This is a genomic window from Enterobacter soli (assembly GCF_964208575.1).
Taxonomy (GTDB): Bacteria; Pseudomonadota; Gammaproteobacteria; order Enterobacterales; family Enterobacteriaceae; genus Enterobacter; species Enterobacter soli_A.
Genome location: NZ_CAXOFU010000017.1, coordinates 20,863 through 35,760, shown reverse-complemented (window position 1 = coordinate 35,760; position 14,898 = coordinate 20,863). Strand labels below are relative to the sequence as shown.

General features: G+C 55.6%; 13 protein-coding genes. 9 read left to right on the top strand and 4 right to left on the bottom strand.

Annotation, left to right across the window (positions count from 1 at the left end; translation table 11 throughout):
• Nucleotides 1-276 precede the first annotated feature (276 nt).
• The 4 genes from AB6V08_RS16820 to yjeJ all read left to right on the top strand — a co-directional run bounded on the left by AB6V08_RS16820 (nucleotide 277) and on the right by yjeJ (nucleotide 5,028).
• On the top strand, nucleotides 277-651 hold the full coding sequence (locus AB6V08_RS16820) for a hypothetical protein (RefSeq protein WP_368543971.1): 375 nt from the start codon (nucleotides 277-279) through the stop codon (nucleotides 649-651).
• Nucleotides 652-742: 91 nt separating this feature from the next.
• A complete protein-coding gene (locus AB6V08_RS16815) occupies nucleotides 743-2,029 on the top strand; it encodes an HlyD family secretion protein (RefSeq protein ID WP_368543970.1) in 1,287 nt (428 codons plus the stop codon).
• Complete coding sequence (locus AB6V08_RS16810; RefSeq protein WP_368543969.1) at nucleotides 2,022-4,148, top strand: peptidase domain-containing ABC transporter; 2,127 nt, start codon at nucleotides 2,022-2,024, stop codon at nucleotides 4,146-4,148. Before AB6V08_RS16815 ends, AB6V08_RS16810 begins: the two co-directional genes overlap by 8 nt.
• A 22-nt stretch (nucleotides 4,149-4,170) precedes the next feature.
• Entirely contained in the window at nucleotides 4,171-5,028 is an 858-nt protein-coding gene (yjeJ, locus tag AB6V08_RS16805) for a YjeJ family protein (RefSeq protein ID WP_368543968.1), read from the top strand.
• A 101-nt stretch (nucleotides 5,029-5,129) separates the two neighbouring features.
• Here the strand turns inward: yjeJ and AB6V08_RS16800 are convergent, their stop codons facing one another.
• The 3 genes from AB6V08_RS16800 to AB6V08_RS16790 all read right to left on the bottom strand — a co-directional run bounded on the left by AB6V08_RS16800 (nucleotide 5,130) and on the right by AB6V08_RS16790 (nucleotide 7,611).
• A complete protein-coding gene (locus tag AB6V08_RS16800; protein ID WP_368543967.1) occupies nucleotides 5,130-5,483 on the bottom strand; it encodes a DUF4156 domain-containing protein in 354 nt (117 codons plus the stop codon).
• A 152-nt stretch (nucleotides 5,484-5,635) separates the two neighbouring features.
• A complete protein-coding gene (gene groL, locus AB6V08_RS16795; protein WP_368543965.1) occupies nucleotides 5,636-7,279 on the bottom strand; it encodes a chaperonin GroEL in 1,644 nt (547 codons plus the stop codon).
• A 38-nt stretch (nucleotides 7,280-7,317) separates the two neighbouring features.
• Nucleotides 7,318-7,611, bottom strand: coding sequence for a co-chaperone GroES (locus AB6V08_RS16790; RefSeq protein ID WP_003855929.1), 294 nt, complete (start codon nucleotides 7,609-7,611; stop codon nucleotides 7,318-7,320).
• A gap of 178 nt (nucleotides 7,612-7,789) precedes the next feature.
• On the opposite strand from AB6V08_RS16790, the gene yjeH reads away from it, so the two are divergent.
• On the top strand, nucleotides 7,790-9,028 hold the full coding sequence (gene yjeH, locus AB6V08_RS16785; protein WP_368543964.1) for an L-methionine/branched-chain amino acid transporter: 1,239 nt from the start codon (nucleotides 7,790-7,792) through the stop codon (nucleotides 9,026-9,028).
• Between the two features lie 77 nt (nucleotides 9,029-9,105).
• Here yjeH and AB6V08_RS16780 read toward each other — a convergent pair whose 3' ends face one another.
• Nucleotides 9,106-9,570, bottom strand: coding sequence for an FxsA family protein (locus tag AB6V08_RS16780; protein ID WP_368543963.1), 465 nt, complete (start codon nucleotides 9,568-9,570; stop codon nucleotides 9,106-9,108).
• A gap of 333 nt (nucleotides 9,571-9,903) precedes the next feature.
• Between AB6V08_RS16780 and aspA the strand changes: the two genes are divergently transcribed.
• From aspA to AB6V08_RS16760, 4 genes are all read left to right on the top strand, one after another.
• Nucleotides 9,904-11,340: an aspartate ammonia-lyase gene (gene aspA, locus AB6V08_RS16775; protein ID WP_003855923.1), complete on the top strand. Its 1,437-nt coding sequence runs from the start codon at nucleotides 9,904-9,906 to the stop codon at nucleotides 11,338-11,340.
• Between the two features lie 117 nt (nucleotides 11,341-11,457).
• Nucleotides 11,458-12,759: an anaerobic C4-dicarboxylate transporter gene (locus AB6V08_RS16770; protein ID WP_368543962.1), complete on the top strand. Its 1,302-nt coding sequence runs from the start codon at nucleotides 11,458-11,460 to the stop codon at nucleotides 12,757-12,759.
• A 113-nt stretch (nucleotides 12,760-12,872) separates the two neighbouring features.
• A complete protein-coding gene (cutA, locus tag AB6V08_RS16765; protein WP_368543961.1) occupies nucleotides 12,873-13,196 on the top strand; it encodes a divalent cation tolerance protein CutA in 324 nt (107 codons plus the stop codon).
• Nucleotides 13,172-14,875: a protein-disulfide reductase DsbD gene (locus AB6V08_RS16760; protein ID WP_368543960.1), complete on the top strand. Its 1,704-nt coding sequence runs from the start codon at nucleotides 13,172-13,174 to the stop codon at nucleotides 14,873-14,875. Before cutA ends, AB6V08_RS16760 begins: the two co-directional genes overlap by 25 nt.
• Nucleotides 14,876-14,898: the final 23 nt, after the last annotated feature.

Genomic DNA, 14,898 nt, shown 5'->3' with positions numbered 1-14,898 from the left:
CTAAAGCGCGCTTCCCGCCCTGGCCGGACATAATATGAAATTCAACGACGTATTTCATTAATACATCATGCAGGTAAATAATTTTTCATTTTAGATATGAAATATTTTGTTCATCATTAATATCCGTGACGTTTGCCATTATACTCAGCGACGAATTTTATACAGAAGCCCATCCTGTCTGTTAATATTCACGCATTAAAATCATCACTGATTATTATATAATTTTCAGATCACCTCTCTGTTTGAAAATTATCTTATATATAAGGAAAGTATATAATGAAAGAACTTACATTAGTTGAAATGAACGATGTCACCGGCGCCGGGATTCAGGACATCCTGGCGGGTAACTTCTCTGGTTTTGGCGGCTTCATGAGCGAAGTCGCTGACGCTCTGATGGGCGGCATTCTGGGCGCAGTCTCCTTCTCCTCTATCGGCGGCCTGCAGGGCGTGACTTCCGGTGCAAGCAAAGGCGGCGGCCTGCTTGGTTTCGGCGTGATCACCATGGCGGTAGGGTCCATCTGGGGCGCCATCGAAGGCGGCATCTGGGGGGCTATCGCCGGCGCTTACAATGGCGCTGATTGGGCGAACACCACCATGCAAACCTTGATTGACAGCGTCATCAACGGGACTGGCGGCGGCTATAAGATCTAAGCCCGACAACTGAAAATTATGCAGAAAACATGCAGGTTTTTACCTGCAGGTTTTCTTATTGTTTTTGCCATCCACCAACAAGTGAAAATACATGAGAAACAGTCTTTATCGCAGGGAAGCGATTGAATATAAAAAGAACCACTGGAAGGGAAAAGCATTACTCCTGGCCGGGATGCCCGCCTGGCTCATTAGCCTGCTCGCCTTTGTTTTTATGCTTATTTTGGTCTCATCACTGACCTTTTGCAGCTATACGCAGCGTATCGATATGCGGGGAGAAGTGATTACGCTGCCCCACTCAATTAACGTTTTTGCGCCTCAACAGGGCTTTGTGGTCAAAAAGCATGTCGAAACGGGCGATATTGTCAGCAAAGGCACGCCGTTATATGAACTGGATGTTTCACGTAATACCGTAAGCGGTAACGTGACCGACGCGCTCAACGCGGTGATTAGCGCCAAAATTTCCAACGCCGAAGAGATCATCGAGAAAATCCATAAAAACAAAGCCGAAACGCTGGAGGCTCTGGATACGCAGGTCAAGCAGTATGAAAGCTCGCTGCGCGAAACCAACGCCATGCTGGCGAACGCCGATGCGGGCTTAAAGAAAATGAAAAGCAACCTGGCCAGCTACGACTCGTATCTGAAGCAGGGGCTTATTACCAAAGATCAGTACAACTATCAGCACTCGCTCTATTTCCAGCAGCAAAGCACCTATCAGTCTCTGGTCAGCCAAAAAATGCAGCTCGATTCCCAGCTCACGCAGCTCAAAAGCGACCGGGTGATTAAAGCGGCCGATTTCGATAACCAGATTTCCAGCCAGAAAAATCAGATCAACGATTATAAAAATCAGGAAGTGGAATCTAACGCCAACGGCAACGCGGTGATAAAAGCGACGGCGGCGGGCAAAATTGAATCTGTTGCCGTGACCGTCGGGCAAATGGTCGATAAGGGCAGCAGCCTTGCGCAAATAAAACCCACCGGGAATATTGAATATTACCTGATCCTCTGGCTGCCCAATAACAGCATTCCCTACGTAAAGGCGGGCGATATTGTCAACATTCGCTACGACGCCTTCCCGTCGGATAAGTTTGGTCAATTCCCCGGGGAAGTGGTGTCTATTTCCTCGGTTCCGGCATCGCGTCAGGAAATGGCGGAATACACCAACGTTGCCTCTGGCCCCAGCCAGCAGGAGCTGGCGCTGTATAAAGCCATCGTGAAAATCAAACATAAAACCTTTCACTACAACGGAAAAACCCTTGAACTTTCTAATGGATTAAAAGCCCAGGCGATTGTTTTTCTGGAAGAGCGCCCGCTTTATATGTGGATGTTCACTCCGGTGTATAAAATTACCCAGAGCGTGAGTGGCCCAATCCATGAATAAAACCCTCTTTAACTCCATCACGGAAAAACTGAATTTTTCATTACGGAAAACCACGCCGGTTATTTTGCAGTCTGAAGCCAATGAGTGCGGTATTGCCTGCCTGGCGATGATCGCCGGTTTTTACGGCCTGGCGATCGACCTGTTCAACTTCCGCCAGCGCTTTGGCAGCCCTTCGCAGGGCGCGTCCCTGCTCTCGCTCAGCCATACCGCCCAGCGCGCCGGTTTACAGAACCGCGCGCTGTCGCTGGATCTGGATGAGATCAAGCAGCTCAAGCTGCCCTGCGTGCTGCACTGGGGCATGAACCACTACGTGGTCCTGACCAAAGTGAAGAAATCGAGCTTTATCGTTCACGATCCGGCGCTCGGCAAACGCGTGATCGGCATGCAGGAGATGTCGAACTTCTTCACCGGCGTGGCGCTGGAGCTGTGGCCAGACCAAAGCTTCAGGCAGGAAAAAGCCAAGTCGCGGCTGCGCCTGCTCGATTTAATGCGCAATATCGTTGGGCTGAAAGGCACCCTCATCAAGATATTCGCCTTCTCGGTGGTTATCGAGGCCATCGGACTGCTGTTGCCGATTGGTACGCAGCTGGTCACCGACCACGTGATTATGGCCCACGACCAGAGCCTGCTCTCGGTTATCTGTATCGGCCTGGTGTCGTTTACCCTGTTCCGCACCTTCATCAGCATGCTGCGGGCGTGGACGTCGCTGACGCTCAACACGCTCACCAACATCCAGTGGAAAACCACGCTCTTCGATCACCTCACCAGCCTGCCGCTGTCGTTTTTTGAAAAGCGTCACCTGGGAGATATTCAGTCGCGCTTCTCCTCGCTGGACACCATCCGCTCGACCTTCACCAACAGCATTGTGTCGGGGGTGATTGACTCGATCATGACGGTGGGGCTGCTGATCATGCTGACCCTGTACGGCGGCTGGCTGGTGTGGGTGGTGGTCGGCTTCACCGCCTGCTACGCCATCATGCGTTTAGCCACCTACCGCTTCTACCGCCGGGTGTCGGAGGAGCAGGTGATCAAAGGCGCGCGCTCCAGCTCGCACTTTATGGAATCGCTCTACGGCATCGCCACCGTGAAAGCGCTGAACCTGAAAGAGCGCCGCTCTAAGCACTGGCTGAACATCAACATTGACGCCTGCAACGCCGGGATCAAGCAGACCCGCTTCGACATGATGTTCAGCGGCATCAATACCTTTATCTCGTCTATCGATCAGGTGGTGATTCTGTGGCTTGGGGCGCTGATGGTTATCGACAACAACATGACGCTCGGGATGTTCATGGCGTTCAACGCCTATCGCGGCCAGTTCTCCCAGCGCGCGTCGAGCCTGATCGACCTTGTGATGCAGGTGCGGATGCTCTCGCTGCATAACGAACGTCTGTCAGAGATCGCCTTCAGCGAGCCCGAAGCGGAAATGCCGGTTCGCCGCATTTTTGAAGAGAACACGGGGGTAAAGCTGGAGCTGAAAAACCTGAGCTATCAGTACGATCCGTTCTCGCAGCCGATCTTCTCGAATCTGGATCTCACCGTCACGCCGGGGGAATCGCTGGCGCTGGTTGGCCCTTCCGGGGTGGGTAAAACCACGCTGCTGAAGGTGATGTGCGGCCTGCTGGCCCCGACCAGCGGCGACGTGATGGCCAACAATCTGGACATCAACAAAATCGGCCTCAACAACTACCGCCTGAGCACCGCCTGCGTGCTGCAGGAAGATCGCCTGTTCTCCGGCTCTATCGCGGAAAACATCAGCGGGTTTGAAGACAACGCCGACCAGGCGTTTATTGAAGCCTGCGCGCGCAACAGCAACATTCACGATGAAATCATGAAAATGCCGATGGGCTATGAAACGCTGATTGGCGAGCTGGGGCTGGGGATTTCCGGTGGCCAGAAGCAGCGCCTGCTGATCGCCCGCGCCCTGTACCGTAAGCCGAGCATTCTGTTTATGGACGAGGCCACCAGCCATCTCGATTTAAATAACGAATCATGCATTAACCAGGCGATTTCAAACCTGAGCATTACCCGCGTGATCGTCGCGCACCGTCCGTCGACCATTGCGTCCGCCGACCGTGTTATCGATCTATCCGCATACAGCACTCAACGCCACGCCCACTGACAGGAAAGGGAAATCTACGATTATGGCAATTAAAGGCATCAACACCGCACCGATTAAAAAAGACAATCGCCTGCACGTCATGACCTTCAAAATTCGCGACGAGCACAGTCAGGATCGCATTATCTATATGCAGTTAACCACGCTGGTGGACTTCCTGATTATTCTGCGCAGCCGCACGGTAAAGCTCGCGCAGCGTCTGGAGAATAACGACGAAGCGTGCAAAGCAGAGCTGATGGCGGCGGCAGAGGCGTTGGTCGCGAATATCCCGCAGGTGATTGAGTCCGAAGTGATGCAGCCGGACGCGGGCAATCTGGTGATGACGTTTGCGCCGAAAATGAAAGAGGACGGCTTCTCTCTCATTATGAGCATGCAGAATGAGCAGGTGGTGATGATTGATATTGAAGACGCGCAGGTCGAATTTATCATCATGGCGATTCGCCGGGCCATTGAGGTGATTGAAGATAAAGAGAGCATGAATATTATCGCCGCGCTGCTCGATTTTATTCTGCTCTATTTCGCGGACATGTCTTCGATGGACAACCTGAACTACCGCGAAGTGGCTCATGAAGCCTGGAAACAGGCGCTATTCAGCGATCACTATGCGGTCTTATATTGCTTCGATACCGAGCAGGGCAAGAAAATCCTCGGCGGAACGATGATGAAATGCAGCGCGCAGCCGGGCTCAGAGGAGCTGGACAGCGTGGTGAAACGGATTGCGGTGTTGACGCCGGGGCTCCAGGCGCTGCAGCAAAAGAATAAGATCTGCCAGACCTTTATGCGCAAAATTCCGACCGAGCCGGGCCAGATATTAACGAAAGAGTTTTGTCTTAAGACGCTGCACGATTTCTGCCTCGAGACGCAGGCGAGCCTGAGCGCATAACCGATTTGGGATCCTACAAGGACGTAGAAGCAACGGTGATCCTCTCCCACCGTTGTCCCGGGTTCCCCTCTCCTTCGGGAGAGGGTTAACCCGCGCTCACATCAGTTCGGGCACTTATACACCTGGCCGTTCATCTGGCTGGCCGTTGGAACAAAGCTCGACAGCATCCCCTGCGTTGGGCTGCTCACGCCATAAATCACGTTACCGCCCATTGCCGCAGCCTGGTTACGCAGTGCGTTCGCCGCGCCGCGCATAGAGCCGCCCTCTTCACCGTGCTGGCCTGACATCCAGTTGCTCTGCTCACCCGTTGCGGTGCCTAACAGCTGGCATTCACTGCCCGGCTTATCTTCCACAAAGCGAACACCCTGGCCCGCTGCCGTCAGCTCGTTGCTGGAGCTACAACCCGCCAGCAGCAATGCTGCCCCTACGATCCCTGCACAGACTTTTACGCGCATGTTATTCCTCGTTTTCAATAAGCTGGACAGTAGTTGTCCGTGTGTAAACCTTATACCTAAAAGATGACCAAAAGAAAAACCCCCAGACATTTCTGCCCGGGGGTTTTTCAATTCTGGGAGGTACGCCCTGAACACGCCAGGGCGCAGGGCAATTACATCATGCCGCCCATTCCACCCATGCCGCCCATGCCAGCAGCACCTAAGTCAGGCGCGTCGCCTTTTGGCAGGTCGGTTACCATGCATTCGGTAGTGATCATCAGACCCGCTACAGATGCCGCGTACTGCAGAGCAGAACGGGTAACTTTCGTTGGGTCCAGGATACCGAAGTCGATCATGTTGCCGTATTCTTCAGTTGCCGCGTTGTAACCGTAGTTACCTTCGCCCGCTTTCACGTTGTTCGCAACAACAGATGGCTCTTCGCCGGCGTTAGAAACGATCTGACGCAGAGGCGCTTCCATTGCGCGCAGCGCAACTTTGATACCCACGTTCTGATCTTCGTTCTGCGCGGTCAGGCCAGACAGTTTCGCCGCAACGCGAACCAGCGCAACGCCACCGCCTGCAACAACGCCTTCTTCAACCGCAGCACGGGTCGCGTGCAGGGCATCGTCAACGCGTGCTTTTTTCTCTTTCATTTCAACTTCGGTAGCAGCACCAACTTTGATTACCGCAACGCCGCCTGCCAGTTTCGCTACGCGCTCCTGCAGTTTTTCACGGTCGTAATCAGAGGTGGCTTCTTCGATCTGCTTACGGATCTGACCCACGCGGCCCTGAATTGCGGATTCTTCACCCACGCCATCGATGATGGTGGTGGTGTCTTTGTTGATCACAACGCGTTTCGCCTGACCCAGGTCTTCCAGAGTTGCTTTTTCCAGCTCCATACCGATCTCTTCAGAGATAACGGTACCGCCGGTCAGGGTAGCGATATCCTGCAGCATCGCTTTACGACGGTCGCCGAAGCCAGGTGCTTTAACCGCAGCCACTTTCACGATGCCGCGCATGGTGTTAACCACCAGCGTTGCCAGCGCTTCGCCTTCAACGTCTTCAGCGATGATAACCAGCGGTTTGCCTGCTTTCGCAACGGCTTCCAGCACTGGCAGCATTTCGCGGATGTTGGAGATTTTCTTGTCAGCCAGCAGGATGAACGGGCTTTCCAGCTCAACAGCGCCAGTCTCTGGCTTGTTGATGAAGTATGGGGACAGGTAGCCGCGGTCGAACTGCATACCTTCAACCACGTCCAGTTCGTCTTCCAGACCGGTACCGTCTTCAACGGTGATCACGCCTTCTTTACCGACTTTGTCCATCGCTTCCGCGATCAGTTTACCTACGGTTTCGTCGGAGTTAGCGGAGATAGTACCAACCTGAGCGATAGCTTTAGAGTCAGAGCACGGTACGGACAGGGTTTTCAGCTCTTCAACGGCAGCAGCGACAGCTTTGTCGATACCACGTTTCAGATCCATTGGGTTCATGCCCGCAGCAACGGCTTTCAGACCTTCGGTGATGATTGCCTGCGCCAGTACGGTCGCGGTGGTGGTACCGTCGCCTGCAGCGTCGTTCGCTTTAGAGGCAACTTCTTTCACCATCTGCGCGCCCATGTTTTCGAATTTGTCTTCCAGTTCGATTTCACGTGCTACAGAAACACCATCTTTCGTGATGGTTGGCGCGCCGAAGGATTTATCCAGCACTACGTTACGGCCTTTCGGGCCCAGGGTTACTTTAACTGCGTCTGCCAGTACGTTTACGCCGCGGAGCATTTTGACACGAGCGTCGTTACCGAATTTTACGTCTTTAGCTGCCATGTTCTTATTTCCTCAAATTCGTACAGTTTCGTGCGTAATTACGCTTCAACAATTGCCAGGATGTCGCTTTCGGACATGATCAACACTTCTTCATTGTCGATCTTCTCGGATTTCACGCCGTAGCCATCGTTGAAAATGACGATGTCACCAACTTTAACGTCCAGTGGCTGCACAGTTCCGTTTTCCAGGATGCGGCCCTTACCGACAGCGATGATTTCGCCACGCGTTGATTTTGCTGCCGCAGAACCGGTCAGAACGATGCCGCCAGCAGATTTGGTTTCAACTTCTTTACGTTTGACGATCACACGATCATGTAACGGACGAATACTCATTGATAGCTCTCCTTTGAGAAAGTCATTATCAGTTATGGATGACGCCGGTCCGTACACGGTTTTCCGGCTAGTGCCCTGAGAGATGGGGATAGGTTTTTACCCCTTCAAGGGGTAGTCGAAAAAAAATTTGTGAAAGTGTTACCATCGCCCCTCTTTGAACGGTGGCAGGACGATGTAAATGAGTGGACTCAGGCAGGAATTGGGGCTGGCACAGGGGGTTGGATTACTTTCAACGTCGCTGCTCGGCACGGGCGTTTTTGCGGTACCCGCACTGGCGGCGCTGGTGGCCGGAGACAACAGCCTGTGGGCGTGGCCGGTTCTGATTGTGCTGGTGTTTCCGGTGGCGATTGTGTTTGCGGTTCTCGGGCGACACTTCCCGAGCGCGGGCGGCGTGGCGCACTTTGTCGGCATGGCCTTTGGCCCGCGTCTGGAGCGCGTCACCGGCTGGCTGTTTCTCTCGGTGATCCCCGTTGGCCTGCCAGCCGCGTTGCATATCGCCACCGGCTTCGGTCAGGCGCTGTTTGGCTGGCATGACGAACAGCTGCTGTTTGCCGAGCTGGGAACGCTGGCGATTGTCTGGTGGGTGGGCTCGCGCGGGGCCAGCTCCAGCGCCAACCTGCAAACCCTGGTGGCGGTGCTTATCGTCGCGCTGATTGTCGCCATCTGGTGGGCAGGCAATATTACCGTGGCAGAAATTCCCTTCCCGGCCGTTACCGATGTCGATCGTTCGCAGCTTTTCGCCGCGCTTTCGGTGATGTTCTGGTGCTTTGTCGGCCTGGAGGCCTTCGCGCACCTGGCGTCCGAGTTTAAGCAGCCGGAGCGCGATTTCCCCCGCGCGCTGATGATCGGCCTGCTGCTGGCGGGCTCCGTGTACTGGGCCTGTACCGTGCTGGTGCTGCACTTCAACGCCTTCGGGGAAGATAAAGCCGCCGCCGCGTCGCTGCCGGGGATCGTGGTGCAGCTGTTCGGGGTAAAAGCGCTGTGGGTGGCCTGCGTGATTGGCTATCTCGCCTGCTTTGCGAGCCTCAATATCTACATTCAGAGCTTTGCCCGCCTGGTGTGGTCGCAGGCGCAGTACAAGCCTGAAAGCCCGCTCGCCCGCCTGTCAAAACGTCAATTGCCGCTCAATGCGCTGAACGCGGTGCTGGGCTGCTGCGTCGTGAGCACCCTGTGCATCTACTGGCTGGAGATCAATCTCGACGCGCTGATTGTGTACGCCAACGGCATTTTCATCATGATCTACCTGCTGTGCATGCTGGCGGGGTGTCGTCTGCTTAAAGGGCGCTTTAAAGCGCTGGCGGTTATCGGCGGGGTGCTCTGTTTACTGCTGCTGGCGATGGTTGGCTGTAAGAGCCTGTACGCCATTGTGATGCTGGCGGGGCTGTGGATGCTGCTGCCGAAGCGCAGCGTCGTCTAGTTGCCGGATGGCGCTGCGCTGTTCCGGCCTGCAAACGCCGTAGGCCCGGCAGGCGCAGCGCCACCGGGCAAAGAGAATCAACGATCGTCTTTATGGTCTAATCGGTCGTGCTGGTCGTCCTTACGCTGATATTCCCCGTCGAAGGTATCGCCCGGCCCGGTGCTGAACCCGCCGCCCGGCATGCGGCTAAAGCGCAGGTGCGGCATCAGCTTCAGCGTCAGGAGCTTTTGCACGGGCGGAACGAGCAGCAACAGGCCCAGGAAGTCGGTAAAGAAGCCTGGAATAATCAGCAAAATACCGCCGATAATCAGCGATACGCTTTTGATCATCTCGGCCGCCGGGCTTTCGCCTGCTGCCATCTTCTGCTGCATTATCAGGAAATTTTTGAAACCCTGATTACGCACCAGCGACATACCAATCACCGACGTGAAGATCACCAGAATCAGGGTCAGCAGGACGCCAAGCACGTGGGCGACCTGAATAAAAATCGAAATCTCAATGTAGACATAGAGAAAAATGGCAATAAACGGTATCCAGCGCACTGGCATCTCCTGTGTGGCAGAGGCGCGCGCCCCTGTCTGAATGTGTTCGCAACTCGCGTAAAGGTGAGATGGGGGTGGATAGCCAAAATTCAATCAGTTTGCACGGATATTTTTTTTGGAAATATTAAAGCGGTGACTCATTTCACAGATTAATAATTATCATGTAACGGGCTCGATAATAAGTGATCCAGATTACGGCAATTCGCTATCATCAGCATATGATCTCGAGCATCTGGCTGATTGAGGGAATAATCGTCGGTCAGCAAATAGTGAAAACCACATATCTACTGTGTGTTTAGTACAATCCATCGGCAGCTTTAAAAGAAGGTTCACATGTTAAACAACATTCGTATCGAAGAAGATTTGTTGGGTACCAGGGAAGTTCCAGCGGATGCCTACTATGGTGTTCACACTCTGAGAGCGATTGAAAACTTCTACATCAGCAACAGCAAAATCAGCGACATCCCTGAGTTTGTCCGTGGCATGGTGATGGTGAAGAAAGCCGCAGCGCTGGCAAACAAAGAGCTGCAAACCATTCCGAAAAGCGCCGCTAATGCGATTATCGCCGCGTGCGATGAAGTGCTGAACAACGGCAAATGCATGGATCAGTTCCCGGTTGACGTCTATCAGGGCGGCGCGGGCACCTCCGTCAACATGAACACCAACGAAGTGCTGGCAAACATCGGCCTGGAGCTGATGGGTCACCAGAAAGGTGAATACCAGTACCTCAACCCGAACGACCACGTAAACAAGTGCCAGTCCACCAACGACGCTTACCCAACCGGCTTCCGCATCGCGGTTTACGCCTCCGTGGTGAAGCTGGTCGACGCGATTAACCAGCTGGGCGATGGCTTCCAGCGCAAAGCCGTTGAGTTCCAGGACATCCTGAAGATGGGTCGTACCCAGCTGCAGGACGCGGTGCCGATGACCCTCGGCCAGGAATTCCACGCGTTCAACGTGCTGCTCAACGAAGAGACCAAAAACCTGCTGCGCACCTCCGAGCTTCTGCTGGAAGTGAACCTGGGCGCAACGGCAATCGGTACGCGTCTGAACACCCCGGACGGCTACCAGCAGCTGGCGGTTCAGAAGCTGGCGGAAGTGTCTAACCTGCCGGTTGTGCCTGCGGAAGACCTGATTGAAGCCACGTCAGACTGCGGCGCCTACGTCATGGTACACAGCGCCCTGAAGCGTCTGGCGGTGAAACTGTCCAAGATTTGTAACGACCTGCGCCTGCTCTCCTCCGGCCCGCGCGCTGGCCTGAACGAAATCAACCTGCCAGAGCTGCAGGCGGGTTCTTCCATCATGCCGGCGAAAGTGAACCCGGTGGTGCCAGAAGTGGTGAACCAGGTGTGCTTCAAGGTCATCGGTAACGACACCACCGTGACCATGGCGTCTGAAGCGGGTCAGCTGCAGCTGAACGTGATGGAGCCGGTCATTGGCCAGGCGATGTTCGAGTCAATCCACATCCTGACCAACGCCTGCTACAACCTGCTGGAAAAATGCATCAACGGCATCACCGCTAACAAAGAGGTGTGTGAAGGTTACGTCTACAACTCCATCGGGATTGTGACCTACCTGAACCCGTTCATCGGCCACCACAACGGCGATATCGTCGGTAAGATTTGTGCCGAAACCGGTAAGAGCGTGCGTGAAGTGGTCCTGGAGCGCGGTCTGTTGACCGAAGCCGAACTAGACGATATCTTCTCGGCGCAAAACCTGATGCACCCGGCCTATAAAGCGAAACGATATACCGATGAAAGCGAACAGTAGCAGTACAGGCTAAGCTTCCGAAAGGCACGTCACTTGTGACGTGCCTTTTTTCTTTTTAAGCATTACCAATTACACAACAATTTAATATCAACTTGTTAATAAACAAGGAAGGCACTTATGTTTGGAGCAGAACTCGTCATCGTCTTGCTGGCGATATATTTGGGGGCACGACTCGGGGGTATTGGCATTGGTTTCGCCGGTGGTCTTGGGGTGCTCGTTCTTACCCTACTCTTTCAGATTAAACCCGGCGCAATCCCGTTTGACGTTATCGAAATCATCATGGCGGTTATCGCTGCCATCGCCGCCATGCAGGTGGCGGGCGGTATGGACTACCTGGTGAGCCTGGCGGAGCGTATGCTGCGCCGTCATCCAAAATACATTACCTTCCTTGCTCCGCTGGTGACCTGGTTTATGACCATCCTCGCCGGTACGGGCCACACGGCGTTCTCTACGCTGCCGGTTATCACCGAAGTGGCAAAAGAGCAGGGGATTCGCCCTTCTCGTCCGCTTTCCATTGCCGTGGTGGCCTCGCAGATTGCGATTACCGCCTCGCCAATTTCCGCGGCGGTGGTCTTCTTCGCCGGGATCCTTGAGCCAATGGGCGTGAGCTACCTGACGCTGCTGGCCATCTGTATTCCGGTCACCCTGATTGCGGTGATGATTACTGCCGTGCTGTGTAACTTCCTCGGCGCCGAGCTGAAAGACGATCCGGTTTACCAGGAGCGTCTGGCAAAAGGCGAAGTGAAGCTGCGCGGCAGCCAGGTCTTCGAGCTGAAACCTCACGCAAAACGCTCGGTGCTGCTGTTCCTGATCGGTATCGTCGCGGTGATGTTCTACGCCACCGCCATCAGCGATACCGTGGGCCTGATCCAGAACCCGGTGCTGCCGCGTAACGAAGCGATTGTTGTCTTCATGCTGACCATCGCTACGCTTATCAGCATCACCTGTAAAATCGACACCAGCGAAGTGCTGAACGCCAGCACCTTTAAATCCGGCATGAGCGCCTGCGTGTGCGTGCTGGGCGTGGCATGGCTTGGCGATACCTTCGTGAAAGCGCACATCTCTGACATTCAGACCGTTGCGGGCGATCTGCTGCACAACTACCCGTGGCTGCTGGCGGTGGTGCTGTTCTTCGCGGCGACCCTGCTTTACTCCCAGGCGGCGACCACCAAAGCGCTGATGCCTGCGGCGCTGATGCTGGGCGTGACCCCGCTGACGGCGATTGCCTCCTTCGCGGCGGTGTCTGCGCTGTTCGTTCTGCCTACCTACCCAACCCTGCTGGCGGCGGTAGAGATGGACGATACCGGCTCGACCCGTATCGGTAAGTACGTGTTTAACCATGCGTTCCTGATCCCGGGCGTGGTGGCGATTTCGCTGTGCGTCGTCCTCGGCTTTATCATCGGCGGCGTGGTGCTGTAAATCCTTACGGGTTGTAAAAATAGTTAAAATCGGGCCGCTCAGCGGCCCGATTCATTAATGAGCAGCGGCCCCGCGTGATATAGTGGCTTTTTTCGCGATAACGAGGTCGACCTGTGAATACGCCAGACGCTGTTGTTGTGCTTTGTACCGCTCCTGATGAAGCTTCCGCCCAGGACCTCGCCGCCAAAGTGCTGGCAGAAAAGCTGGCCGCGTGCGTCACGATCCTCCCCGGCGCCACCTCCCTCTACTACTGGGAAGGCAAGCTGGAGCAGGAGTACGAAGTGCAAATGCTGCTGAAAACCAACGGGGCGAATCAGCAGGCGCTCCTCGATTGTCTCAAGTCACACCATCCTTACCAAACCCCGGAACTGCTGGTTCTGCCAGTCGTCCACGGCGATAACGATTATCTCTCATGGCTCAACGCGTCCTTACGCTGATCCTGCTGCTGTGCAGCACGTCAGTTTTTGCCGGGTTATTTGATGCACCCGGCCGCTCGAACTTTATTCCCGCCGACCAGGCGTTCGTCTTCGACTTCCAGCAAAACCAGCACGATCTTAACCTCACCTGGCAGGTGAAAGATGGCTATTACCTCTACCGCAAGCAGGTGAGCATTACGCCTGCACAGGCGAAGGTCGGCCAGCCGCAGCTGCCGAACGGCGAGTGGCACGAAGACGAGTTCTACGGCAAAAGCGAGATTTACCGTCACCAGCTGAGCGTGCCCGTGACCGTGGAGCAGGCCGACAAAGGCGCGACGCTGACCGTCACCTACCAGGGCTGCGCCGACGCGGGGTTCTGCTATCCGCCGGAGACCAAAGTCGTCCCGCTTAGCGAAGTGAAAGCCGCTGCCGCCGTTTCCGCACCTCCCGCCGAGAAGCGCGCGATTCCTGAGGGTAAAGCCGGTGCAGCGCTGCCTTTCTCCGCCCTCTGGGCGCTGCTGATCGGTATCGGCATCGCCTTTACGCCGTGCGTGCTGCCGATGTATCCGCTGATCTCCGGCATCGTGCTGGGCGGTAAACAGCGCCTGTCCACCGCCCGCGCGCTGCTGCTGGCCTTTATCTACGTGCAGGGCATGGCGCTGACCTACACGGCGCTCGGCCTCGTGGTCGCTGCCGCCGGGCTGCAGTTCCAGGCGGCGCTGCAGCATCCTTACGTGCTTATCGGGCTGTCCGCAGTGTTTACCCTGCTGGCGCTGTCGATGTTTGGCCTGTTCACCCTGCAGCTGCCCTCTTCCCTGCAAACCCGCCTGACGCTGATGAGCAATCGCCAGCAGGGCGGCTCGGCGGGCGGCGTGTTTGCAATGGGCGCAATCGCCGGGCTGATTTGCTCGCCGTGCACCACCGCGCCGCTGAGCGCCATCCTGCTGTACATCGCCCAGAGCGGTAACATGTGGCTGGGCGGCGGCACGCTGTACCTTTACGCGCTGGGCATGGGCCTGCCGCTGATCCTCGTGACCGTATTTGGCAACCGCCTGCTGCCGAAGAGCGGCCCGTGGATGGAAACGGTGAAAACGGCGTTCGGCTTTGTGATCCTGGCGCTGCCGATTTTCCTGCTCGAACGCGTTATCGGCGACGTGTGGGGGCTACGCCTGTGGGCGATGCTCGGCGTGGCCTTCTTCGGCTGGGCGTTTATCGTCAGCCTTGGCGCGAAAAGGCCGTGGATGCGGCTGGTGCAAATCCTGCTCCTCGCCGCCGCGCTGGTGAGCGTTCGCCCGCTGCAGGACTGGGCGTTTAGCGCCCCGGCCGCGCAGAGCCAGGCGCACCTGAACTTCACGCAGATTGCCAGCGTCGACGAGCTTAACCACGCGCTGGCGCAGGCAAACGGCAAGCCGGTGATGCTCGACCTGTACGCCGACTGGTGCGTGGCGTGCAAAGAGTTTGAAAAATACACCTTTAGCGATCCGCAGGTGCAAAACGCCCTGAAAGATACCGTGCTGCTGCAGGCCAACGTGACCGCCAATAACGCGCAGGACAAGGCGCTGCTGCAACAGCTGAACGTGCTCGGCCTGCCGACCATTCTGTTCTTCAACGAACGGGGCGAGGAGCAGCCCGCCGCGCGGGTGACCGGGTTTATGGATGCGGCGGCCTTCAGCGCGCATTTGCGCGATCGCCAACCGTAAACGACACTTTAGACGGGAGAAAC